The 23,329-nt window shown below is 37.4% G+C and carries 23 protein-coding genes and 3 tRNA genes; 16 read left to right on the forward strand and 10 right to left on the reverse strand.

Annotated features, from left to right (window positions below; translation table 11 throughout):
• Window positions 1-19 precede the first annotated feature (19 nt).
• The 5 genes from CVS97_RS02190 to gmhB are packed head-to-tail and all read right to left on the reverse strand — an operon-like array spanning window position 20 to window position 3,873.
• Window positions 20-415 carry an SseB family protein gene (locus tag CVS97_RS02190; protein ID WP_107784924.1) on the reverse strand — a complete coding sequence of 132 codons (396 nt, stop codon included), beginning with the start codon at window positions 413-415 and terminating at the stop codon, window positions 20-22.
• A gap of 1 nt (window position 416) precedes the next feature.
• A complete protein-coding gene (gmhA, locus tag CVS97_RS02195) occupies window positions 417-986 on the reverse strand; it encodes a D-sedoheptulose 7-phosphate isomerase (RefSeq protein WP_107784925.1) in 570 nt (189 codons plus the stop codon).
• Entirely contained in the window at window positions 961-2,379 is a 1,419-nt protein-coding gene (gene rfaE1 / locus CVS97_RS02200; RefSeq protein WP_107784926.1) for a D-glycero-beta-D-manno-heptose-7-phosphate kinase, read from the reverse strand. The genes gmhA and rfaE1 overlap by 26 nt, the downstream gene beginning before the upstream one ends.
• Entirely contained in the window at window positions 2,372-3,361 is a 990-nt protein-coding gene (gene rfaD, locus CVS97_RS02205; RefSeq protein ID WP_107784927.1) for an ADP-glyceromanno-heptose 6-epimerase, read from the reverse strand. The genes rfaE1 and rfaD overlap by 8 nt, the downstream gene beginning before the upstream one ends.
• Window positions 3,358-3,873: a D-glycero-beta-D-manno-heptose 1,7-bisphosphate 7-phosphatase gene (gene gmhB / locus CVS97_RS02210; RefSeq protein ID WP_107784928.1), complete on the reverse strand. Its 516-nt coding sequence runs from the start codon at window positions 3,871-3,873 to the stop codon at window positions 3,358-3,360. The genes rfaD and gmhB overlap by 4 nt, the downstream gene beginning before the upstream one ends.
• Window positions 3,874-3,964: 91 nt before the next feature.
• Between gmhB and CVS97_RS02215 the strand changes: the two genes are divergently transcribed.
• Both CVS97_RS02215 and CVS97_RS09595 read left to right on the forward strand, forming a co-directional pair.
• Window positions 3,965-4,267, forward strand: coding sequence for a c-type cytochrome (locus tag CVS97_RS02215; protein ID WP_107784929.1), 303 nt, complete (start codon window positions 3,965-3,967; stop codon window positions 4,265-4,267).
• 164 nt (window positions 4,268-4,431) lie between these two features.
• Window positions 4,432-4,845: a tyrosine-type recombinase/integrase gene (locus tag CVS97_RS09595; protein WP_413784182.1), complete on the forward strand. Its 414-nt coding sequence runs from the start codon at window positions 4,432-4,434 to the stop codon at window positions 4,843-4,845.
• A 28-nt stretch (window positions 4,846-4,873) separates the two neighbouring features.
• Here CVS97_RS09595 and CVS97_RS02225 read toward each other — a convergent pair.
• The 4 genes from CVS97_RS02225 to flgL all read right to left on the reverse strand — a co-directional run bounded on the left by CVS97_RS02225 (window position 4,874) and on the right by flgL (window position 9,694).
• Window positions 4,874-4,948 (reverse strand) — tRNA-Met (locus CVS97_RS02225).
• Window positions 4,949-4,974: 26 nt separating this feature from the next.
• A tRNA-Gln gene (locus CVS97_RS02230) sits at window positions 4,975-5,049 on the reverse strand.
• Window positions 5,050-5,156: 107 nt separating this feature from the next.
• On the reverse strand, window positions 5,157-7,337 hold the full coding sequence (locus CVS97_RS02235) for a DNA translocase FtsK 4TM domain-containing protein (protein WP_413784183.1): 2,181 nt from the start codon (window positions 7,335-7,337) through the stop codon (window positions 5,157-5,159).
• 41 nt (window positions 7,338-7,378) lie between these two features.
• Window positions 7,379-9,694: a flagellar hook-associated protein FlgL gene (flgL, locus tag CVS97_RS02240; protein WP_107784932.1), complete on the reverse strand. Its 2,316-nt coding sequence runs from the start codon at window positions 9,692-9,694 to the stop codon at window positions 7,379-7,381.
• Window positions 9,695-9,833: 139 nt separating this feature from the next.
• Here flgL and CVS97_RS02245 point away from each other — a divergent pair, with 139 nt between their 5' ends.
• The 6 genes from CVS97_RS02245 (at window position 9,834) to CVS97_RS02275 (ending at window position 14,322) form a co-directional block, all read left to right on the forward strand.
• Window positions 9,834-10,577: a YaaA family protein gene (locus tag CVS97_RS02245; RefSeq protein ID WP_107784933.1), complete on the forward strand. Its 744-nt coding sequence runs from the start codon at window positions 9,834-9,836 to the stop codon at window positions 10,575-10,577.
• A 124-nt stretch (window positions 10,578-10,701) separates the two neighbouring features.
• Window positions 10,702-11,004: an HU family DNA-binding protein gene (locus CVS97_RS02250; RefSeq protein ID WP_012001719.1), complete on the forward strand. Its 303-nt coding sequence runs from the start codon at window positions 10,702-10,704 to the stop codon at window positions 11,002-11,004.
• A gap of 70 nt (window positions 11,005-11,074) precedes the next feature.
• Window positions 11,075-11,161 (forward strand) — tRNA-Leu (locus CVS97_RS02255).
• 1,070 nt (window positions 11,162-12,231) lie between these two features.
• Complete coding sequence (locus CVS97_RS09600) at window positions 12,232-12,486, forward strand: helix-turn-helix transcriptional regulator (RefSeq protein WP_413784184.1); 255 nt, start codon at window positions 12,232-12,234, stop codon at window positions 12,484-12,486.
• Between the two features lie 128 nt (window positions 12,487-12,614).
• Window positions 12,615-13,736, forward strand: coding sequence for an AAA family ATPase (locus CVS97_RS02270; protein ID WP_107784935.1), 1,122 nt, complete (start codon window positions 12,615-12,617; stop codon window positions 13,734-13,736).
• The gene (locus CVS97_RS02275; RefSeq protein ID WP_107784936.1) at window positions 13,729-14,322 is read left to right on the forward strand and encodes a TOPRIM nucleotidyl transferase/hydrolase domain-containing protein; all 594 of its coding nucleotides are present in this window, start codon (window positions 13,729-13,731) and stop codon (window positions 14,320-14,322) included. The genes CVS97_RS02270 and CVS97_RS02275 overlap by 8 nt, the downstream gene beginning before the upstream one ends.
• A 24-nt stretch (window positions 14,323-14,346) precedes the next feature.
• On the opposite strand, the gene CVS97_RS02280 is transcribed toward CVS97_RS02275, so the two are convergent.
• Window positions 14,347-14,730, reverse strand: a complete 384-nt coding sequence (locus CVS97_RS02280; RefSeq protein ID WP_107784937.1) for a hypothetical protein — start codon at window positions 14,728-14,730, stop codon at window positions 14,347-14,349.
• Between the two features lie 154 nt (window positions 14,731-14,884).
• Between CVS97_RS02280 and CVS97_RS02285 the strand changes: the two genes are divergently transcribed.
• The 8 genes from CVS97_RS02285 (at window position 14,885) to CVS97_RS02320 (ending at window position 23,320) form a co-directional block, all read left to right on the forward strand.
• Complete coding sequence (locus CVS97_RS02285) at window positions 14,885-16,654, forward strand: response regulator (protein WP_107784938.1); 1,770 nt, start codon at window positions 14,885-14,887, stop codon at window positions 16,652-16,654.
• Between the two features lie 98 nt (window positions 16,655-16,752).
• Window positions 16,753-17,658, forward strand: a complete 906-nt coding sequence (locus CVS97_RS02290; RefSeq protein WP_107784939.1) for an AEC family transporter — start codon at window positions 16,753-16,755, stop codon at window positions 17,656-17,658.
• 62 nt (window positions 17,659-17,720) lie between these two features.
• Window positions 17,721-17,975 carry a pyruvate kinase gene (locus CVS97_RS02295; RefSeq protein ID WP_054196512.1) on the forward strand — a complete coding sequence of 85 codons (255 nt, stop codon included), beginning with the start codon at window positions 17,721-17,723 and terminating at the stop codon, window positions 17,973-17,975.
• Window positions 17,976-17,984: 9 nt separating this feature from the next.
• Window positions 17,985-18,647, forward strand: a complete 663-nt coding sequence (locus CVS97_RS02300; protein ID WP_107784940.1) for a response regulator transcription factor — start codon at window positions 17,985-17,987, stop codon at window positions 18,645-18,647.
• Window positions 18,640-19,809, forward strand: a complete 1,170-nt coding sequence (locus CVS97_RS02305; protein ID WP_107784941.1) for a sensor histidine kinase — start codon at window positions 18,640-18,642, stop codon at window positions 19,807-19,809. The genes CVS97_RS02300 and CVS97_RS02305 overlap by 8 nt, the downstream gene beginning before the upstream one ends.
• 127 nt (window positions 19,810-19,936) lie before the next feature.
• Window positions 19,937-21,412, forward strand: a complete 1,476-nt coding sequence (locus CVS97_RS02310; protein WP_107784942.1) for an aldehyde dehydrogenase family protein — start codon at window positions 19,937-19,939, stop codon at window positions 21,410-21,412.
• 178 nt (window positions 21,413-21,590) lie between these two features.
• A complete protein-coding gene (locus CVS97_RS02315; protein WP_107784943.1) occupies window positions 21,591-22,292 on the forward strand; it encodes a metallophosphoesterase in 702 nt (233 codons plus the stop codon).
• Between the two features lie 2 nt (window positions 22,293-22,294).
• Window positions 22,295-23,320: a hypothetical protein gene (locus tag CVS97_RS02320; RefSeq protein ID WP_107784944.1), complete on the forward strand. Its 1,026-nt coding sequence runs from the start codon at window positions 22,295-22,297 to the stop codon at window positions 23,318-23,320.
• The last annotated feature ends 9 nt before the right edge of the window (window positions 23,321-23,329 follow it).

The raw sequence follows: 23,329 nt of genomic DNA on the forward strand, positions 1-23,329 counted from the left end.
CAATAGTGCGATAAAAATTTTAGTCTAAAATTCTTGCTATCTGCTCTTTTTTAAGAATAAAATCATAGCTAAATGCATCTATCACAACTCCAGCGTAGCTGCTCTCTTTTAGCATCGCAAGATACTCTTTTAGCCCTATCTCAATGCTCTCTTGCTCGCTATCATTTCGCCAAAGCTTCATCGCCTCTTTGCTAGTAAATGCCGGAAAATAGCTAAGCTTCTCACCCTCATCTTCAAGCAGGATAAATTTGATATTTGAGCCCTCCTCCTCATAAACGACGCCACCATCAGGCTTTGCGAGCGCTTGGTTTAAAAGCACCGGAGCAAAAAAGCTAGCTTTTTTTAAAGCCGCTATCAAATTTATCTCATTTTGCTGGCAAGGATCACTTAAAAATTTATCCATCGCTTCTTGCATTTTAGCTCCTAAAAGCCTCATCTACGGCCTGGCAGATCGTGTGAATAAAAAATATGTGCGACTCTTGTATCCTTGCGGTATCGCTTGAGCTAACGACTAAATTTAGATCACACCCCTCATTCATCGCACCACCGCCTTTACCGCTAAGCCCAAGCACTGATGCGCCCATTTTCTTGGCACTTTTTATAGCTTCAAGGACGTTTTTGCTATTGCCACTAGTTGAGATCGCCACGAGCAAGTCGCCTGACTGAGCTAAGGCCTCAAACTGGCGTGAGAAAACGTAGTCAAAGCCGTAGTCGTTGCCAATGGCTGTAAGTGCCGAAGTATCGGTGGTTAGCGCGATGCCTGGTAGTGGCTGGCGCTCGCTTTTATATCTACCAGTTAGCTCGGCTGCAAAGTGTTGAGCGTCCGCCGCAGAGCCGCCGTTGCCACATATCAGCACCTTTTTGCCATTTTTTAGCGTATCAGCCACCATCTGGCAAGCACGCTCTAGGCTATCAAGCAAATTTACATGCTCGCTAAAGGTCTTTTGGTGAGCCTCGAGCTCATTTTTTATCATTGTTTTTAGCATCTTTTATCCTTTTTATTATCCCTGTTGTGCTTTTGCCCTCGACAAAATCAATCAGCCTGACCTCTTTTACGATCTCACTGCCAACGACCTCTTTGCCCTTGTAATCAGCCCCTTTTACAAGCACGTCAGGCTTTATCTTTGTTATCAAATTTAATGGCGTATCCTCATCAAATATCACGACATAATCGACAAATCCAAGCCCGCTTAGCACGCAGGCTCTATCATCTTGCGAGTTTATAGGCCTAGCCTCACCTTTTAGCCTCTTAACTGAAGCGTCTGAATTTAGCCCAACTACCAAAAGATCGCCAAGCTCCCTTGCGCGCGCTAGGTATTTTACGTGTCCAGCGTGCAAGATATCAAAGCAGCCGTTTGTGAAAACGACCTTTTTCTTGCCCTTTTGGCTCAAAATTTCCTCTAACTCCTCAACGCTTTTAAGCTTGTGCTCGAAATTTGCTCCAAATGAGCTATTTAGCAGCTGCTCGATCTCACTAAAACTAGCTGTTGCGCTGCCTATCTTTGCCACGACGACGGCTGCTGCGAGGTTTGCTATCTTTATCGCCTCTTTTATATCAGCTCCGTTTGCTAGCATGTAGCCAAGTGTAGCAAGCACCGTATCTCCAGCGCCAGTGACGTCAAAGACCTCTTTTGCTTTAGCGGCAAAGATGTGCAGCCTATCGTCGTATAGCGCGATGCCCTCTTCTGAGATCGTGATGATCGAATAGGTCAAATTTAGCTCATCTTTTAGCTGTTTTATCGCCTTTTCAAGCTCGGCCTTATCTTTTATATTTAAATTTGTAGCCTCACTCGCCTCTTTTTTATTTGGTGTTAGAAGGGTTGCGTTTTTGTATTTTGAGTAGTCGCTACCTTTTGGATCGATAAGCACTGGGATATTTAGCCTCACGCACTCGTTTATGATCTCTTGGCAGACCTTTTCGCTAAGCACGCCTTTGCCGTAGTCACTTAGCAAGACGGCCTTAAAATTTGCAAGGTTTTCTTTGACTTTCAAGACGAGCTCATCTTCTAAATTTATCTTGACAACGCTCTCTTTATCGATCCTGACAACTTGCTGGTGCGATGCCATGATACGGCTTTTTATCGAGCTTTCGCGTCCTTTTTCGGTGAGTATGAGCTCATCTTTTACGTTTAGCTCAGCGAGCCTCTCTTTTATCTTTTTGCCGGCCTCATCATCTCCTAAGACGCTAGCCACGCTCACATTTGCGCCAAGAGAGAGTAAATTTCTCACCACGTTGCCAGCACCACCAAGCGTGTAGGTTTCGTTATTTATCTTTACTACCTGGACCGGCGCTTCTGGCGAGATACGGTCGCAGCTACCCCAGATGTAGTGATCTAGCATGAGATCGCCAACGACTAAAATTTTAACTTTTTTAGCCATTTAGCTCTTCCTTATAAATTCTCTTTATCTCTGGCAAGTAGTCTTTTATCGCCTCTTCTAAGCTCCAAGTTGCACTAAAGCCAAATGCCTCACGAGCTGGTGCTACGTCGGCCTCGGTGTGAAACTGATATGAGCCGATAAATGGGTTTTTGATGTATTCGTTGCCTAAATTTACGCCAATCTCTCGCTGCAAGATGTCAGCGATATCTTGAAAGCTCCTTGCCTTGCCAGTAGCTGCGTTATAGACACCACTTGGCGCATCAAGTGCTTTTATGTTTGCGTCAATGATATCTTTTATGTAAACAAAGTCACGTTTGATCTGGTCGCTGCCCTCAAAGAGTCTTGGGGTCTTGCCAGCTAAAATTTGCAAGCCAAACTGAAGCACCATCGAGGCAGTTTTGTTTTTGAAAAACTCGCCCTTGCCAAAGACATTAAAATACCTCAGTCCAACCACGCTCACGCCGCGCTTTGCGTAAATTTTATTGATATTATCCATGCTTAGCTTGCTAAAACCATAAACGTTATTTGGCGCTTCGCACTCACCAACGGTTTGTGGGCTCTTTGCGTTGCCATAAGTGGCACCTGAGCTAGCGTAAATCATCTTTGCCCCCAAACTCTCGCAGATATCGAGCAAATTTACAAAGGCATTTACATTTGTTTTTATTAGCTCGTCTTGCTCTTTTACGGTCGTATCTGAGATCGCTGCCTCGTGGTAGATGACGTCTGGGCGAAAGCTCTTTATCTTTTCAAGCGTGCTAGAATCGTTGATGTCGCCGGCGTAAATTTCGCCCCTAAAGCCTAGTAAATTTTTAAAATGGCCAAAGCTTTTTAGGTTGCCGTTGCTAAATGTCTCGTCGTTTCTAAATTTATCCACGACAAGCACGTGAGCGTCTTTGTAATTTTCATCAAAATAATGCGCCAAGGCTGAGCCGATAAAGCCAGCACCGCCAGTTATAACTATTTTTTTTCCATTTAAATTCATAGTGATTTTTCCTTTTTTAGCTTATTTAAAACATCTCTTACATTTTTAAAATTTATGCCATTAAGTAAGAAATTTCTGCCCACACCTGCTCTTTTGCCAGCCTCGACGTCGCTTGGCTTATCGCCTATCATGAGCGAGTTTTCAAGGTCGATGTTAAACTCATCTTTTGCATCAAGTATCATTTTTGGATTTGGCTTTCTGCAAGCGCAATCCGCCTCTGGGGCATGTGGGCAAAAGTAGACTTTGGTGATAAAAATTTGCTCTTTTTTGAAAATTTCAAGCATAAATTTATTTAGAGTATCAAACTGCTCCTGCGTATAGTAGCCTCTTCCGATACCTGATTGATTTGTCACGATAAAGAGTTTATAGCCAGCCCCAGCAAATTCTCTTAACGCATCAAAAATGCCATCGATAAATTTAAAGTCTTTTATCTCGTAAACATATCCAGCATCTTCGTTTATTACGCCGTCTCGATCCAGAAAAAGTGCTTTAATAGGCTCATTTTTATTCATTTGGTGATTATAGCCAAAATATTTTAACTAGCTTCTTGCGAATTTACCTTTTTGTACTATAATGCACAAACTTTTTTACAAAGGATGAAAAATGAAAAAATTACTAATTGTTTCTAGCGTTGCAGCTCTACTTTCAACTGCTGCCTTTGCTGCAGATGGTGCTGCTATCTACAAAAAATGCATCGCCTGTCATGGTGCAAAAGCTGAAAAAATATTTAATAATAAAGTTCCAGCTTTAACATCTCTTGATGCAGCAGCTATCGAAGAGGCACTAAAGGGTTATAAAACAGGAGCAAATAAATTTGGTCTTGGCGCTATGATGAAACCAATCGCTACTCCAATGAGTGACGAAGATGCAAAAGCAGTAGCTGAATACATCCAAACTTTAAAATAATAATTAGGGGCATTCGCCCCTCCTACATTTTAAATTTATACTAATAATCCATAAAACAATACTAGGTGGGAATTTCTCTTTTTATATTTAAAAGTTATGAAACCTATTTTTTACTAATCTTTCTTTTTACATATTAAAACAAAACTATTCTAGTCTTCAAAGCCATAAAGCAACGCTTAGAAATAGCTAAGAGCGTAAGTAAAATAGAGGCACGCAAACTCTTTACTGAAATAAGAGACGACCAAGTGCTTCGTATGGCTTACTACTGGGTATCTCAAGGGGCTTATGATAACTGCAAAGACCTACCCTTAAACAAGTGCCCTATAACTCATCTAAACCACGATACAGCAAATCGTATGTGGTGGGCTGTAAAAAACCATCTAGGATATAAGGGAGAAAACAACACTCACGGACTATACGTATTACGCCATACAGTGGCTTCTAGGTTAGTGAGTTTGAAGGGATTTAATGCTCATAAACTGATGGCTTTTATGGGTCATGCAGATATTAAAAGTAGTTTACACTACGTTCATCTCAATGTTGATGATATACGTGATGGTGTGGGGGTTGGTGCTTAGTAAAAAGATGGTAAAAGTAATGGGCATTTGGTTGCGGAGGACGGATTTGAACCGCCGACCTTCGGGTTATGAGCCCGACGAGCTACCACTGCTCTACTCCGCGATAAGTATTATTTTGGATTTAAAAAGTGGATGGGGTAAGAGGATTCGAACCTCTGAATGACTGGACCAAAACCAGTTGCCTTACCGCTTGGCGATACCCCAATGTTTTTAAGAGTTGTAATTATATAGATTTTAATGTACTTTGTCAAGACTTTTTAGAATTTTAATAAAAATTAAAATTCTAAAATTAAAATAATTTATGACTTTAGCTATAAAATTTCTCTTTGGCCTTTTGCATTCACTGGACTTAAAACACCCATTTTTTCCATTTGCTCTATTATGTTTGCAGCTTTGTTGTAACCTATTTTTAAACGTCTTTGCAGATAACTTATCGACGTTTTTTGCTCACTTAAAATGATCTCTTTGGCCTCTTCGTAAAGCTCGTCAAGCTCATCTTCTCCTAGAGTACCAGCGGCCACACTTCCGCTTGTGCCTTCTTCTATTAAAAATTTCTCATCATAAACTACATCTTGTTGCTCTTTTAAGAAATTTACAACCGTTTCTATCTCTTTTTCGCTAGCAAATGGTGCGTGAAGTCTTATCACACCAGGACTTCCAGGAGGCGTAAACAGCATATCTCCGCGCCCAAGCAAGCTCTCAGCCCCCATTTGATCAAGGATGACCTTGCTATCGATTCTCTGCCCTACCCTATAGCTTATCCTGCTTGGTAAATTTGCCTTTATAAGGCCAGTCACGACATCGACACTTGGGCGCTGGGTTGCCACTATCAAGTGTATGCCACTAGCCCTTGCCATCTGCGCTAGGCGGCCGATATAAAGCTCCACATCCTTGCCACTAGTCATCATAAGATCGGCTAGCTCATCGATAATCACAACGATGTATGGGAACTGCTCGCCGCCTTCCTCTTTCATCTTTTCATTGTAGCTCTCTATATTTTTCGTACGAGTTTGGCTCATTATCTTATATCTTCGCTCCATCTCAGCGACCATATTGGCAAGTGCAATGATCGCCTTTTTGGCCTCTGTGATAACCGGAGTCAAAAGGTGTGGGATGTCGTTATATATGCTAAATTCAAGCATTTTTGGATCGATCATCATTAGGCGCAAAGTTTGCGGGCTATTTCTATAAAGCAAGCTTAAAAGCATCGCATTTATACCCACACTTTTGCCAGATCCTGTAGTTCCAGCGATTAGCAAATGAGGTAGTTTTTTAAGGTCGGTCACAAAAGGGGCACCAACGATATCCTTACCAAGAGCCATGGTTAGCGGACTGCTCGCATTTTTAAAGACTTCGCTCTCTAAAATTTCTTTTAGATATATAGTTTCTAAATTTTGATTTGGTACCTCGATGCCTACCACATCTTTACCAGGGATCGGCGCTTGGATACGGATCGTTTGAGCCTTTAGTGCCATCGCTAGGTCATCTTGCAAAGTAAGGATTTTACTTACCTTGATATGTGGGGCTGGACGAAACTCAAATGTCGTGACGATAGGCCCAGTATAAGTTCTAACCACATCTCCGTCTATTTTAAACTTACGGAGCTTATCAAGCAAATTAGAAATTTGTTGATCGATTTCCGTTTCATTGACACTATGCGAGCGTTTTGGCGGATCGTTTAAAAATTTAAGCGGTGGCAAGACAAAATTCTTTGGCTTTTCCACATTTCCTCGCTCTATTTGATCAAGCAACTTCTTGTTCTCAGCCACTTCGTTTAAAATTTCAACTCCGTTTATAGTTGAGGCTCTGCTCTCTTTTTCTGGCTCAGACTCTAGCTCTTCATCTAAATTCTGTTCATCATCATTTAGCACCTGAGCTTCTATAAGCTCTTCTTCTTTTATATCATTATTCTTTTGTCTTTTGCGTTCGATTTTTGGAAGTTGTTTTTGTTTTAACTCTTTTAAATTTCTCTCTTCATGGACTTTTATCTCTTTATCTACAAAAGCCTTTCTTAAAACAATGATAAAATTTTCCCTAAAAGCAAGCCCAAGTGAGATAATAAACATCATAAGTATAGCAACAGCAGTGCCGATAGAGCCGATCACCTCTTTTAAAGCACTAACTATAAAATTCCCAATTATACCGCCATTTATGCTCGAAGCACTCAAGGCTTGAAACATCAAAAAAGCTACAAAAAAGAGGAAAATTCCTACTAAAAACTGAGCAAAATCAAAGTCAAATTTCTTAAAATTTTTATAGACAAAATAGCCCAAAATGATCAATAAAAATGGATAAACATACGCGATAAGTCCAAAATATTTGATATTTAAGATACCAAGGCTTTGTCCAAGCGAGCCAACAAAATCAGCAGTTGGAGCAGCTGTAGCGATACCAAAATATATAAAAATGCAAACAAAAATTGTAAATAAGATATGTCGTAAAATTTTAGATCCTTTATAAAAAAGGCTTATTATAGCACGCTTGAGTTTAATTTTAAAAAATCAGCAAGCTAGGCGGCCTGCTGATTTAAATTTTAATTTAAATAATTTAGCAAGCTTAGTTGATTTATCTTTGCACTTGCTTGTAGGGTTGCTTGATAAGATAGTGAAAGCTGCGTAAATTTCAGATATGACTCCGCATAGTCTGCGTCAATTACATCATTTTTAACAGTTTGCACATTCACTTTCATTACTTCGGCTCGCTCTTTTGTAGCTGTTAAAAGCCTTGATTGAGAGCCGATCTTTGTAAGCTCTTTATTTGCATGATCTATTAAATGATCAAGCCTTTGTAATGCGCCTTGCATGCCAGTATTTCGTGGGTCATTACTATTTGCATCAGCTCTATAATATCCCTTTCTAACAGCTTCGATCATATTATCAAGGTCTTGAAAAACGCTCGTACTTGGCTCATCAATAGTTAAAGCATTATTTTCATTAAAGCTAAAGACAGAACCCTTTCCTTGAGGGTGGCCAGCATTACCAGCCGTATCTCTACCAGTGCTATCGCCATCAAATTTATCGCTATTTTTTGCATCATGCATAGTTACTTCTATGTTTGTTACTGATTTTGTCTTATCGGTTAAAACCATTCTGCCTTTATCATCTAAAGTTGTCTCTACCGCGCCCTTTGTTTTTGATAAAGCCTCTTTATAGGCATTATAGTTTTGATCTCTTTTTACTTTTTCTATATCTGTATCAAAATTTGCGTTTTCTGCATGTGGAGGGTTTGGAATATTATCGCTTGCTGCCATAGCAACGATATCCATGAGCTGCCTATAAGTAAAATCACTAGCATAAGTTCTATAACTTCCAAACTCATCTGAGTTATAGACTGTTAAAGTCCTAGGTGCAGAAGGCGTACCACCTGGTGGTGTAGATGTTATTTCAAATTGCACTGGAGTATTTGTGCCTCCCGCTGTACCCATTTTTACCTTTATGTCATATTTTGTGCCAGTGATTGACTTTACTTGTAAATTTATCTCTTGGTTGTCGATATTAAAAAGCTCTCTCTTTCTAGCATCGACATCTTTTGGATATAAATTTCTATCGTAACTCTCTTTTGTACCAGAGACTTCACTTAGCTTTGTCTGATCTGTTGCATATTCGCCCGTTCTTCTAGCTACTTGAGGTAAATTTGCGATTAGCTCATTATCTTTTCTTTCAAATCTAACCTTATCATAGTCAAATGCATTTGTCGCATTTCCATCTTTATCGGTATATTTGCTCTTTACAAATTCAGTGATATGAACTGTTTTTGGAACATTATTTGCCATTGTTTCAAGATCTTCAAGAGAATTTACCGCATCAAGCGCGTTATTTTGAGCGATTGCGCCGCGATTTGGTGCTACTGATGTGGCTGCAACCATATGAAAGTCAATAGTTTGATTACCTTTAGTAAGATCTTTTATATTAAATTGTCCATCGTTGTTTATGCTTACATCAACAACCTTTGTTGTTTTTGTATTACCAAATTCCATGCCGATTTTTTCCATAAGCCCAGCCATTGTTGTATTTGCACTCATCTTAAATTTACTAGTAAATGTCGTACCATCTGGCTTTTTGCCTTGCATGAAAAAATACGTGTCTGGAAAATTTACATTTGAATTATCTAAAAAATCATAATCCGGATTTATTGTGCCATTGTAAGAGCCATCACTTCTAACCACTGAATCACTAGCGTAATTTAGCCCAATCATATTTTTTATCTTGCTGTTATCGTTTAGAAATTTTGGCGCATAAGAGATATCGGTTCTAGTTTGATCAGCTAAACGAACATTTGTAGTCAAAATTTTACTGTAATCGCCATCTTTTCCTAAAAATAGATCATATCCTGGGATATTGTAAGGAAGCTCAACCTGAGCGCCAGCTGATGTTTTCATATAATCACGGTTGCCTTGATATTTTCCTGCACCATCTATTGGCTTTGTATCAACAGCGCTTCCAGAAAACAAAAACTGCCCATTAACCGAAGTGTTTGCAATATTCACAAGGTGATTTTTTATGCCTTGAAGGTCATTTGCCAAAGCCTCTAGCGATGTCTTACTATGCACACTGCTAGCTGCTTGGACTACTTTTGTCTTAAAATTTTCAAGCTGTTTTTCAAACTCTTGCAATGCATTATCTGTATTTTTTGAGAAATTTACAGATTTACCAGTAGCATCAACTACTTGAGTGAGAGTAGTCGCTTCATAATCAAGCCTCATTGCATCATTATAAGTCGCAGCACCATCGTATGGATCTTGAATTTTCAAACCATTTGAGAGCTGCTTGTAGCTTTTATTTACACCAGTCATATTTTTTTGGTAGTCATGCAAAGTCTGACTAAAACGTAGTTGGTTTGTTATTCTCATAATTTTTTCCTAAATTTTTATTCACTCTAAGCAAAAATGATTCCGCTTGTTTTTATATCGGTAAAAATTTGATTTTTTTTAGCACAAAAAGTTTATTGTATAATCCAACAAAAATTTATATATAAAATAGGTAAGAAAAATGGCATTAAAAATTCTCTTTTCTCCAAGCGAAAGTAAAATTTCTCTAAATACGAATAATAAATTTAATGGTAAGGATTTGATATTTCCCAAGCTTTTTGACAAAAGAGTTGAGATTTTAAACAAATACGATGAATTTTTAAAAAACGCAAATTTAGACGAGATAAAAAAGCTTTTTGGACTAAAAGAGCTTGAAGAGAGTAAACAGCTGCGAGAAAGCCTATCTCAAAAAGGCAGCATAAAAGCTATCTTAAGATATGATGGAGTAGCTTATAAACATCTAAACTATCGTGGTTTAGACAATGAGGCGCAAAAATATATAGATAATAATGTTTTAATATTTTCAAATTTATTTGGGCCTATCTTGGCAAAAGATGAGATACCAGAATACAAACTAAAACAAGGTGAAAAGCTAGATGGCTTTGAAATTTCAAAATTTTATGAAAAAAATTTTAGTAAAGCGGTTGATGAGTTTTTAAAAGATGACGATATTTTGGATCTCAGAGCTAAATTTTACGAAAAATTTTACACCATAAAAAAAGAATACATAACTTTTTGTTTTGTAAAAAATAAAAAAATAGTGAGTCATCACGCAAAAGCGTATAGAGGCGAAGTCTTGCGCCAGATAGCAAATAAACTTATAAAAAATAAAGATGAACTAATGAGCTTAAATTTTAAAAATTTAAAGCTTATTGATATGAAGTTTGGTCTAAAGACCGAGCTTATGTTTGAAATTTGCGAGTAAATTTTTAAAAAAATTGCATTTTTTGTTAAAAAAACGTAAAAAAGAGCTAAATTTAGGGAAAAAGTATTGTATTTTTTTTTAAAAGAGTGTAATATAGCCACATAACTTCTTAAAAGGATGGTTCATGAAAAAAGCTGAATTTATTCAAGCTGTTGCCGATAAGGCTGGTCTTTCAAAAAAAGATACTCTAAAAGTTGTTGATGCTACTTTGGAGACAATCCAAGCAGTTCTTGAAAAAGGCGATACAATTAGCTTTATAGGCTTTGGTACTTTCGGTACTGCTGACAGAGCTGCAAGAAAAGCTAGAGTTCCTGGAACTAAAAAAGTTATCGATGTTCCTGCTAGCAAAGCAGTTAAATTCAAAGTTGGCAAAAAACTTAAAGAAGCAGTTGCTGCTGGTGCTGCTAAAAAAGGTAAAAAGAAATAATTTTCTTTTTCGGGGAGCAACTCTCCCCTTTTTCCTCTCATACAAAAATTAATTTTCAATCTTAACTTTAGCCCGAGTGGTGAAATTGGTAGACGCGCCAGACTCAAAATCTGGTAAGGGCAACCTTGTGTCGGTTCGAGTCCGACCTCGGGCACCATTATACAATATCTTAAAAATCCAAAGACATACAAAAATATATAAAAGAACCTATAAAAAGGGATTTTATGTATATTTTAAAACATATAAAGATATACAACGATATATATAAAAATCCTTGCAAGTAATTATTTTTTACGGAATAATAACGGAGTAAGAGAAAAACATCAAAAGGAACTCCGTAAAAAATGCCAAAACCACTAAGCGATATGGAGATAAGAGCGCTAAAGCCAAAAGATAAAAATTTATAAAAAGTGTGATGGTAAAGGGCTATATATTTTTGTTAATCCAGACGGCCGTAAATATTTTGCTCTCGAATACAAAAGCCCGGCCGATAATAAAATCAAAAGGCTAAATTTAGGAGACCCCTCCCGAGTTTAGTTTGGCCATGGTAAGCAAGGAGAGATTTAAGCTAGAGCAAAAGGTAAGAGACAGCATCGACGTCAAACGTGAGAGCTAGATAAACGAGTAGGCTAATTTTAAAAAGCTCGCGCAAAGATAGCTTGAAATAAAAGCCGCTAGCGTAGAGCCAAATACCCTATATAGATATAAAAGGCTGCTTGAGATGATGAAGCGGTCTATTCGCTTTTAAATCAAATTTGGCAATCAGCCTACTATATCGCGCCGCATTCGTGCTCCTTAACCTCTCCGAACTCTTTTCAAGAACTTAACAGAGTTTTGAAGCTTCATTTTTCGCCCTTTTTAATATAATTGCCTAATTGATATTTGAATTATATTAAATTTTTCTAAGTATTAGAGAAAGGGATAAAAACGGATGCTTTTGATGAGCAAATGCAAGAATTATATCATTATTACGGCACTGCAAACGATAATCAGCCATCTAAGAAACTTGCGTTAAGTAGCAATTCGGCAATAGCAGCTTGGGGAAAAGATAGAAAAATACCAACAAAATACTTATTAAAAATTAGTATAAAAAAACAGTAGTCAATAAAATTTGGACCATGCCGATCTCTATTTCATCCGCAAAACAACCTCCGTTAAGGTAAGCACTGGAGGCAGCAACAATCTAGAGGGCGTGAGGAGCTACCAAACGGGCGAGCTGATGCAGATATTGCCAAGGCCTTCTTTAAAGTCTCACCGGGTAAGAACCTAGGCAGCATGGAGGTGGACGGCGAGAGCATGACGCCGATACTAAGAAGCGGGGATTGGGTTATTTTCTGCGAAGACGGGAGGGTTAGCGGTAACGGGCTTTACGTGGTAAATTTTAGCGATCGGCTCATGGTAAAGATCCTGCAACTCACGCTGCGCGACATACTTAAAATCGTTTCGGTTAATCCGAATTTTAAAGCTACGAGATCAATCTAAACGAGACCCAGGAGCATTTTAAAATCGTGGGTAAAGTGGCAAAGAGTATAGTTTAAATTTTATGACATAAACGCGAAAAGCGGTTATATTATGATATAATTTCATAAAATTATATATAGGGATTAAAAATGATAGCTAGTTTTGAAGTTTGCGGATATGCATCCATATCTCAAAACATTAAGATAAACTTCACTGCAAAACAAAATCAAAGACTAAAAAACACAAAATACGAAAGTAATTACTTTTCGGATACTAGATTAGCTAAAAGCGCGGTTTTATTCGGCAAGAATGCTACAGGCAAAACGAATATATTAAAAGCCTTAGAAAGCATACTTCGCATAATAGAAAACGGATTAAACATAGAAAAAGAATCTCAGTTTATAAATTCCGACATAGGTTATACCGAATACAAGATAACTATTACGGACAATAAAAAAGACAGTTACGTGTATGAGATTAAGTTTGATAAAGAGCGGATAATAAGCGAAAATTTAACAAAAAACGAAGTTTTGATTTATCGATTCAATAAGGACAGTTTAACATTTCCGATAGCTACCGAATATGAAAAGATACTATCCGTCGTTTCGCGAGATACCGTCTTAAACAAAATAAAAGACAACAACGTCAAAGAGCTACGCGGTTTTCAGGGTGCAGTAAAGGTATATGGATATAATAAAAATATAAACACGTTCGATATTATAGCTAGTCAAGATAGGGTGATTCCTTTTGATCTATTTGAGAAAGATTTTTTTACAGAACATAAAGATACCGTATTAAATATATTAGAGATCGTAGACGATAGCATTACTGATTTTGATTTTATAGATATAAAAGACGATAGATTTTCTTTGATTTTAAAAAGAGATCATAAAAGCTTCGCGTTTGAAAAAGAGAGCTCGGGCGTAAAAAAAATAATAGAGCTTATGATGGGGCTGGTATATGCGATAGATAGCGTAGACTCCGTGCCAGAGTCGGTTATGATAATAGACGAGCTAGATAGCTCTATTAGCACCATCTCTCTAATTAGGCTATTAAACGGGGTAATTAACTCATCGTCAAATACTAAAGGACAATTTATATTAAGCTCTCATAATCCGCTAATCTTTGATACCGATATGCTTGCTCCGTCTCAAATTTACATAGTAGGCAAAGAAAATACCGCCACAACGTTAAAAGCGTTAAGCGAATTTGAGCTAAGAAATGATAAGAAAAAAGCATACATGGACTATTTAAGAGGCGATTATGAATAAACGAAAGATAGTTATAAAATTCATCGTCGAAGGTCAAACGGAGGAGTATTATTTAAAACATTTTAGAAGCGAGCACTTAGGCGACGAGTTCGTTTTTAACATAACAAACGTTAAAAATGGAAACTATAAGAGTTTTATAAAAATAATAGAGCAATATAGGGGAACTCCTATTCCTATTTTTGTAGTAGCCGATTTAGACAGAGCCACCGACGATAAAACAGAGTTGGGGCATTTAAAAAAGCTATGCACTAGCCTTAGCTATGTAAATAAATATAGTAATATATTTTTAACATATAAAGATTTTGAGACATTTTTATCGGCTCATTTTAAAAATAACGCCAATGTATGTAGTGTTTTGGGCGTCAATAGATGCAATATAAAAAATAATCAAAATATATACGAATCCATAAAAAACAAAGGCGGCTCATATGAAAATACGACCACAAATTTAAGTAAAAACAATATTTGCTACCATAAATCAAATTTTATATTTCCAAAAGAACTAAATACTGCTAAAATTGCTGCTAAACAATCGTCTTTAATATGTTTAAAAGAATATTGCGAATTCATAAAAAAACATAGATAATTACCGTAAATATTATTAAACACACTAATCCCCAAAACTATACCCGTTATCGCTCACGGCCTGCGCTACGGCTTGCGGGGTGGCTTGCGAGCCGTATAAATTTATGTCTATTTTTTTATTATCGGTGATTTGATTTTGGCTTATTTGCGATCTCATCTCGCGGCGATCTTGCGCGACTTGATCCACGGATCCGGCCGTAGTTTGTTCGCCGATCGCGCCGAAGACGTTTTTTTCGCCTACGCTTAAGCCCGTTTTTCCGCTTATCCATTTTCCCAGCTTAGAGTCGGCCATGAAATTAAATATATCTTTTATCATGCCTATTATCCACTGAAGCGGCTTAGTTACGAAATCTATAACCGCCGCAAAGACCTTTCCTACCGTCCGACCGGCATCGGCAAAACCCGCCAAGCTCTCCTTGGTGGCTTCGCTTTGGGAGAAGAACGAGCTAAAACAATCGACCATTTATGCTTACATATTAATCCGACCTCGGGCACCATTATACGCCTAAATACTTTCTAAATTTATCCGATATTATCTGCAACATCTTTAAAAAGGATTTTGGATGAATATTGCATCGTTAAAACATAACTTTATAAATTTAAAAGATTTAAAAAATCCTACAGATATGCTCCATGCCTTTAAGGATAAACAAGGTTTGGAGATAAATAACGAACAAATTTCAAGTCTAAAAGAAAGTATAAAAACAGGCAAAGTTATAAATGTCACTGATGCTGAGATAAAAGAGCAAAATAGACATAAAATCCTACAAAAAGTAGAAGAAATTTTAAATAACTACCCAAAAAATCTCATCTACAGTAACAATAAAATCCACTCTGATGAACTTTCTAGAGGCTATCATTTTAGTGAAAATTCCTACTTTAAAAATATAAAAGCTTCAGATAGCAGCAGCATGCTATCTACACTAAAAAGTGGCTACCTAGAAAATACAAAATTTAAAAATTTAAACGATTACGCCTATTCAAACACTCTAAAAACAAAATATGGAGAAGTAGAAGTATTTTTAGATATTTACGGCGATAACGATAAACTTGGCACTACAAAATTGGAAAACAATAGCTATCTTTTTAGCTTTGATGGCAACAATGACGGCGTGCTAGATCAAAAAGATATACTCTTTGATAAGCTAAAAGTAAGAGGTTATGACAAAGACGGAAATGAAAAAATAGCAAGTTTAAGCGATGTAATGCCAAGGGTTGATCTTAGGCAGTTTATCAGCACAAATGTCATAAATCACAACCAAATAAAAAGAGAAGAGCTAAATCGTAAAGCAACGATCACAAATAATCCCGATCTTTACGTAGATACAAAAAATATTGATTATAGGCACTCTTACTACGCCTCAGATCCAAATACTTTGTTCGCTGCAGAAAACAGATATGAAAAGATAGAGAAAAATGATATAAATAATTTCTTTAAAAAATATGCCCAAAATGACGGCTGGGTCGATCTAAGACACAATAACATCTTTGGCAAAGATAGCTCTTTTAAAAATTTTGCCTATCTTAAAGTGGGTTTTGATGATACTGCAAGATTAAGTGAATTTAATCCGATCATTGAGTCAAGCAAAGATTACAAAAAAGATGAAAATTTCTCATATACAAAATTTCAAAAAGATAGTTTTATGAAATTTTACAAAGATTATAACGCTGAGTTTGACGCATATAATAAAATGATAGAAAATCTTGGCAATAATTTAAAGAAATTTGAAGAAAATGCAGACGCTTATATATCAAAGCTTGAGAAGACAAAATCAGCCAAAATGATCGCGATGGAAAATGAATTTAAGCAAGCAACTGGACTTGAGTTTAGTGTCTCAAATTTAAAAAAAGTAAAAAAGGCTTTTATAACAAATGAAGCCACAGCTGCCGCATCTTTGCAAGATAGCGATAGCGTCATAGCTATGAAGCTAAACAAAGATGGCACCATAAGGCTAAAATTTGATAGTGGTAGAGAGATAGACGTAAAAGAGCTTTATAACGATACTGGCAAGCTAAATACATCAAGCGAGCTAAAAACTAGCATAAATTTAGAGGCAAAAGAGATGAATAATGTGCAGCTAAATAGCTTGGATTTTAAAGATATTGGCTTCATGCAAGGTGATAAAATCGTAAGCCTAAAAGATGCTGGAGCGATCGCTATTGCCAATCTATCTAATAAATTTGAGAGTAAATTTTTAATCAGTCTAAATAATGGCAAAAGCATATCTACAAGAGAAATTTATAATATCAGCTATCTTGAGAATGATTTAAAGAGTAAAGAAAAGATAGATGAGAGAGATAAATTTTATAAAAAGGTTGATATTAAGGCATAAATTTTGAGAGCAAATTTTAAAAAAGGTTTATTGTAATTTAATCTTATGGGTCCTATAATCAATTTTCCGTAAAAATTTAGATTTATAAAGAGAATGCTATGAACTTCACTCCACTTTTTGCAATTTTTTTCATAATCGCAACTGGTTTTTTTGCTAAAAAAGTCGGCATTGTTGAGCAAAAGCACTCGATCCCTTTTGTGGATTTTGTCCTTTGTTTTGCAATGCCTGCGCTAATATTTGACAAAATTTATCACGTAAACGTCGATGTTTCGCTTATAAATACAATTTTAATTGGCTTTGGCTCAACAGCTATCAGTGCTGTCATGGCATTGGTGCTTGGCAAGATCTTTAAATTTACTAAAGTAACAACTGTTAGTATGGTCATGTTAAGCCTTTTTGGTAATACCCTATTTGTCGGTATGCCTGTCATTCAAGGCTTCTTTGGCGATGCGATGGTAAATGAAGTCATCTTTTACGATCAAATAGCCACTGGTATCCCACTTTCGATCCTTGGGCCACTTATCCTCTCTTTTGCTGCACCAGAGAAGGTTTCACTATTTCAAAATACGATGAAAATTTTAAAATTTCCACCATTTATCGCGCTTATTATGGCTCTTATCTTAAAAGAAGTCCCTTTGCCTGAGTTTATCTTTGCTCCACTTAGGATGTTTGAAGGTAGCGTTACTCCGGTGGCACTTTTTGCGATTGGTGTTGGTCTTAACTTTAGCAGTATCACAAGCACATACAAAGGTGTTAGCGTCGTGCTTTTATGTAAGATGATCTTGCCAGCTATCGTATTTTTCATCATATTAAAATTTTCAGGTATCCAGATGAACAAAACTTGGGTCGTTGGTCTCTTTCAATGTGCAATGCCAACATCAGCCCTTGCAAGTGCGATGGTCATAAAAGCTGGGCTTGATAGCTCGCTAGCCATCTCATCAGTGGCCATAGGCGTGCTTTTTTCATTTATCACGCTTCCAGTTATATATTTTGTATTTGCGTAAATTCACACTCACTTAACACTAAAGAGATAGTATTTCATCATATTTCATTTAAAGGAGACGTTATGAAGAAATTACTACTAGTTGCACTTGGTGCTATGTTTATGCTTGGTGGTCTTGCAAATGCTACTGAAATGATGAAAAAAGATGACATGGGCAAAGACGAGATGATGAAGAAAGAGCAGATGATGAAAGATGACATGGGCAAAAAACCCATGATAAAAAAAGATGAAATGAAAAAAGATGACATGGGCATGAAAGACGAAATGAAAAAAGACGACATGGGTATGAAAAAAGACGAAATGAAAAAAGGCATGTAAAGGTGCTTAATGGTTAGAATTTTGCTCGTTGAAGATGATGAAATTTTACTTGATCTCATCAGTGAGTATCTAAGCGAAAATGGCTATGATGTCACCACTTCAGATAACGCCAAAGAGGCGCTTGATCTTGCATATGAGCAAAATTTCGACCTGCTTATACTTGACGTCAAACTCCCACAAGGGGACGGCTTTTCACTTCTTTCTTCCTTAAGAGAGCTAGGTGTTAGTGCACCTAGCATCTTTACCACGTCACTAAACACCATCGACGATCTTGAAAAAGGCTACAAAAGTGGCTGCGACGACTATCTAAAAAAGCCATTTGAGCTAAAAGAGCTACTCATACGTATACAAGCGCTTCTAAAGAGAAATTTCTCACATCACAGTGGCGATGCGATCAAAATTTCAAGCGAATTTAGCTTTCATCCACAGAGTAAGACACTAAGCAAAGATGGCAAAAATGTAAATATCTCTAGTAAAGAGAGTGACCTACTCGCGCTATTTTTGCAAAACAAAGGCAAAATTTTAACCAAAGATGAAATTTTTAATAAAATTTGGAAATTTGACGAGGAGCCAAGCGAGCTTAGCCTTCGTGTCTATATCAAAAATTTACGCCAAATTTTAGGCAAAGATGCCATATTAAACAGGCGTGGGGACGGCTATGTATATGTCTGAAAAGACACAAATTTTATTTAAAATTTTATCCCTTTATCTTGTTAGCACTGTGCTATTTTTAGGATATTTTTTCATACATGACTATAAAAACAAAAAAGAAACGCTCATTTTAAACGAGGTGAAGTCTTTAAAAGAGATAAAAATGGGCATTTACATGAAAGCTAGAATGAATGGACTTGACTCAATTTCAAGTCTAACAAAAGAAAAAGGCGTGCATGCTTGCATCGTGCTAAAAAATGGTGAGAAAATTTATAAAGACTTTGACTGTCAAAAGATAGACAAAAGCAAAAATGTAAATTTGATCGGCGGCAAGGTCGCGATATTTGAAAAGATCCAGTACATGGACGACAACACCACAGATGAGCTCTCACACGCAGATATTTTTATAGTTGGTAAAGATATCAAGGCTGAAATTTTATCTTTACAAATTTCAACCACGCTAAAGGCGCTCTTTTTCTTTTTTGCTCTGCTCTTTGTCGCCTTTTACCTAGCAAAACTAAGCCTAAGACCGCTTTATGAAAAGATAGATACGCTAAACCGCTTTATAAAAGACTCAACACACGAGATAAACACGCCTCTAAGCGTCATCTCCATGAGCATAGAAACGGCCGATCTTGAAAACCTAAATGAGCGAAATTTAAAGCGTTTTAATAATATCAGCCTTGCCGCAAAGAGCCTAAATAACATTTATGACGCGCTCGTTCATCTAAGCTTTAACCTAGACAAGCCTGGCAAAAAAGAGCTCATAGACCTAAATTTACTAACTACGCAAAGACTAAACTATTTCTCGCCATTTTTTGCCAAACGTGGCCTTAAGATAGACGTCAGCCTAAAGCCAAGCTTTATAAATGCAGATCTTGGGGATGTGAGCAAAATTTTAGACAACCTTCTTAGCAACGCCTCCAAATATGCAGCGCCAAATTCAAAAGTACGCATCACTTTAGAGCCAAATTTCTTTAGCATAAGCAATCTTGGGCACGGTATCAGCAAAGAGGATCAGATAAAAATTTTTGATCGCTACACGAGATTTAACGACGATCAAGGCGGCTTTGGCATAGGGCTAAATTTAGTTAAAGAGTGTTGCAAGAAAAATGATATCGTCGTAAAATGCCAAAGCAAACCTGATGGCGAGACTACGTTTTCTCTCTCTTGGCAGAGTTAAATTTTAAAATAATCCTACTCTAAACAATAAAATTTATTAAAAAAGAGAATTTATGTCCAAAATTTATTTTTGATAAATTTTATTAATATTATAATCCTTTTACAAAATCTTAATCAAGGAGAAAAGTATGAAACTACTAGAAAAATATGGGCTTTTCATAAATGGTGAGTGGCGTGATGCAAAAGACGGCGCTACACTTGATGCAAAAAATCCAGCAAACGGCGAGCACCTTGCAAAGATCGCTGATGCTACCGAAGAAGATGTAAATGACGCAGTTCGTGCTGCACGTGAGGCTTTTAAGAAATTTAAACATACCACAGTTAGCGAGCGTGCAAAGCTACTAAACAAGATCGCTGATATCATCGATGAGCACAAAGAGCACTTGGCAAAAGTCGAGAGCATGGATAATGGCAAGCCGATCCGCGAGACGCTAAATGTCGATATCCCTTTTGCGGCAGAGCATTTTAGGTACTTTGCTGGCGTTATCATGGGCGAAGAAGGCAGCGCAAACGTCCTTGACGAGAAACAACTCTCTATCGTTTTGCGTGAGCCAATAGGTGTTGTGGGTCAGATCGTACCTTGGAATTTTCCATTTTTAATGGCAGCTTGGAAGCTAGCTCCGGTTATCGCAGCGGGCGATGCGAGCGTGTTTAAGCCTTCAAGCGAGACAAGTCTAAGCGTGCTTGAGCTATTTAGACTGATAGATAAAATTTTGCCAAAAGGTTTAATAAACATCATAACCGGCAGAGGTAGCAAGAGTGGCGAGTGGATCAAAAACCACCCAGGCCTTGACAAACTAGCATTTACTGGCTCAACCGAGATCGGCCGCGACATCGCCATAGCAGCAGCCAGACGCATCATACCAGCCACACTTGAGCTTGGCGGTAAGAGCGCAAATATCTTCTTTAGCGACGCAAATTTAGACAAGGCACTTGATGGTCTTCAGCTTGGAATTTTATTTAACCAAGGTCAAGTTTGCTGCGCAGGATCTAGAATTTTCGTAGAAGAGAGCTTTTATGACAAATTTATAGAGGCTGCGGTTAAGAAATTTAGCACTATAAAAGTTGGCGATCCGCTAGATCCTAGCACTCAAATGGGCTCTCAGATCAATAAAAAACAAGCTGAGCAAATTCTAAACTACGTCGATATCGGCAAAAAAGAAGGTGCAAAAGTAGCAGTCGGCGGCAAAGCCTACACTAAAAATGGTTGCGACAAGGGCGCATTTGTCGAGCCAACACTGCTAGTTGATGTGACAAATGATATGAGAGTGGCACAGGAAGAAATTTTTGGTCCAGTTGGCGTTGTCATTAAATTTAAAGATGAAGCCGAACTTATCAAAATGGTAAATGATAGCGAATACGGCCTAGGTGGCGGAATTTTCACGCAAGACATCACAAAAGCACTTCGCGTGGCAAGGTCTATGGAGACTGGCAGAGTCTGGATCAACACCTATAACCAAATCCCAGCAGGTAGCCCATTTGGCGGTTATAAAAACTCAGGTATCGGCCGCGAAACTCACAAGATCATCCTTGAGCACTACACTCAGATGAAAAACATTATGATTGACCTAACCGGTAAGGTTAGCGGCTTTTACGCACAATGATTTTAGGGAGCTTAGACTCCCTTCTACTTTAAATTCTTTAAATTTTAAATATCTTTTACTAGGTTTTAACTTTATATATCGCTAGCATTACGCCAATATAGTACAGCTATACAAAAGTGTTTTCTTAACACTACATTTTTAAGCTTAATAGACTAAAATTTGGCACAAAGGAGAAAAATTGAGCGAGCAAATTTATATCATAGGCGATGTTCACGGCTGTTTTAACACACTTTTAGAGCTTATCAAGCAGTTTCCAGACAAAGAAAAATCACAAATTTGCTTTGTCGGAGATGTGATAGATCGGGGGCTTTTTAGTTGCGATGTAGTCGAGCTTATCATACAAAATAACTATAAAATGGTAATGGGAAATCATGAGCGCAGGCTGCTAAGTAATAAACTTGAATTTCTAAACAACAAAGTGCCATTTGACAGGAGCTGGTTCTTTGGAAACGGCGGAGAAGAGACATATAGATCATACCTTGGACAAAGTGTGAAGTTTAAGCAAAGGCATGTGGATTTTTTAGAAACAAGGCCAGTTTATCTGGAGTTTAAAGAGTGTAAAAACCAAAATGGCGAGCATTTGGTCGTTTCGCACTCGGCTGTTGGCAAATTTTGGACTTTAAGAGATGATGATAGCTCAAGAGATGAGTTTAGAAGGCATGTACTATCAGGCAGAGGCGATATGATACAAATTGAAGGCATATTTAATGTCTACGGACATACGCCAGTGCGCGAGGCTAAGCTCTATACAAATAGCGCAAATATCGATACGGGATGTGTTTTTAATGAAGAAGGATATGACAAGCTAAGTGCCTTAGAATTTCCATCGATGAAAATTTATACGCAAAAAAATGTTGAAAATTTTAATAAACAAGGATAAAAATGTGGTTTCCTAAAAAGAGCTCTAGCTTTGCAAGCAGAGTTGATAAATTTTGGAGCGAGTTTGGTAAAAATTTAGACGCCATCAAACAAAATTTAGAAGATAAAAATTTTGAAGCTGCAAGCAAAATGACCGAGGAAGCGCTAAATTTATGTTTAGTCGATCCAACTTTTATGATAGGCCTTATTGATGGAAAGATCGATCTAGTACTCACTCCAGAAGGACTTAAACATAGGCTTTTGTGGCTTAAATTTATAAAATCGCGCATGCCAAAAGAGTATGAGGCAAAGCTTACTTGCACACTTGGCAAACCACGTGCACCACGAAACGTCGCTACTATACAAATGTATGGCGTAAGCGTTGATGCAAATGAAATCATGGTCTATGCAAATTTTAACGACAAAAGCGTAGATATGTGCCTATATAACGAGACTCTAAGTAAGCTTAAAAGCGAAGATGAAAATAAGGCATATACATTATCACTCATACTTTGTGACAACGTAGTTGGTGAGATGATCATGATAAATATGCTTGGAGAGTTTGAAATAATAGATAAGCCAAGAGAAAAAGGCGTGCCACTGATCGACTTTGCCGATCTTATAGATGAAAAATTTGGTAAAGAAGCCTCAAACGAGCCGCTTAAGAATTTTATAGTCTATGAGCTAGAACCTCGCTCAAACAAGCTACGTGACGACGTTTTCACAGGATATACATCTCTTAGCGAGCTACTAAACGAATACTACGACGGCGCAAGCGATACCTATAACGAAGCTTTTGAGCTTGGCATAAATTTTTGCTTTTTAGCCATATCTCACGGTGGCGACATACAGTTTGGCGTTGATAGCAAAAACAAAATTTCAGATGCGCTAAAAGAGAGTGAAATTTGCGAGATCATAGGTGAAGCAAATGGCGAGATGCGATCTTACATAGATCTTATCTGCTTTGACAAAGACGAGCTAGAGAAAAAGACTAAAGAATTTAGCAAAGAACTTGGAGTAAAGATAGAAATTTGCGAGTTTAAACGCTGATTTTACATA

This window comes from Campylobacter concisus, from assembly GCF_003049735.1.
Lineage (GTDB): Bacteria > Campylobacterota > Campylobacteria > Campylobacterales > Campylobacteraceae > Campylobacter_A > Campylobacter_A concisus_AN.

Bases quoted from the DNA above. Each gene is read 5' to 3' on its own strand.
- CVS97_RS02190 (WP_107784924.1), bottom strand. From the start codon at position 415: ATGCAAGAAGCGATGGATAAATTTTTAAGTGATCCTTGCCAGCAAAAT.
- gmhA (WP_107784925.1), bottom strand. From the start codon at position 986: ATGCTAAAAACAATGATAAAAAATGAGCTCGAGGCTCACCAAAAGACC.
- rfaE1 (WP_107784926.1), bottom strand. From the start codon at position 2,379: ATGGCTAAAAAAGTTAAAATTTTAGTCGTTGGCGATCTCATGCTAGAT.
- rfaD (WP_107784927.1), bottom strand. From the start codon at position 3,361: ATGAATTTAAATGGAAAAAAAATAGTTATAACTGGCGGTGCTGGCTTT.
- gmhB (WP_107784928.1), bottom strand. From the start codon at position 3,873: ATGAATAAAAATGAGCCTATTAAAGCACTTTTTCTGGATCGAGACGGC.
- CVS97_RS02215 (WP_107784929.1), top strand. From the start codon at position 3,965: ATGAAAAAATTACTAATTGTTTCTAGCGTTGCAGCTCTACTTTCAACT.
- flgL (WP_107784932.1), bottom strand. From the start codon at position 9,694: ATGAGAATAACAAACCAACTACGTTTTAGTCAGACTTTGCATGACTAC.
- CVS97_RS02245 (WP_107784933.1), top strand. From the start codon at position 9,834: ATGGCATTAAAAATTCTCTTTTCTCCAAGCGAAAGTAAAATTTCTCTA.
- CVS97_RS02250 (WP_012001719.1), top strand. From the start codon at position 10,702: ATGAAAAAAGCTGAATTTATTCAAGCTGTTGCCGATAAGGCTGGTCTT.
- CVS97_RS02270 (WP_107784935.1), top strand. From the start codon at position 12,615: ATGATAGCTAGTTTTGAAGTTTGCGGATATGCATCCATATCTCAAAAC.
- CVS97_RS02275 (WP_107784936.1), top strand. From the start codon at position 13,729: ATGAATAAACGAAAGATAGTTATAAAATTCATCGTCGAAGGTCAAACG.
- CVS97_RS02285 (WP_107784938.1), top strand. From the start codon at position 14,885: ATGAATATTGCATCGTTAAAACATAACTTTATAAATTTAAAAGATTTA.
- CVS97_RS02290 (WP_107784939.1), top strand. From the start codon at position 16,753: ATGAACTTCACTCCACTTTTTGCAATTTTTTTCATAATCGCAACTGGT.
- CVS97_RS02295 (WP_054196512.1), top strand. From the start codon at position 17,721: ATGAAGAAATTACTACTAGTTGCACTTGGTGCTATGTTTATGCTTGGT.
- CVS97_RS02300 (WP_107784940.1), top strand. From the start codon at position 17,985: ATGGTTAGAATTTTGCTCGTTGAAGATGATGAAATTTTACTTGATCTC.
- CVS97_RS02305 (WP_107784941.1), top strand. From the start codon at position 18,640: ATGTCTGAAAAGACACAAATTTTATTTAAAATTTTATCCCTTTATCTT.
- CVS97_RS02310 (WP_107784942.1), top strand. From the start codon at position 19,937: ATGAAACTACTAGAAAAATATGGGCTTTTCATAAATGGTGAGTGGCGT.
- CVS97_RS02320 (WP_107784944.1), top strand. From the start codon at position 22,295: ATGTGGTTTCCTAAAAAGAGCTCTAGCTTTGCAAGCAGAGTTGATAAA.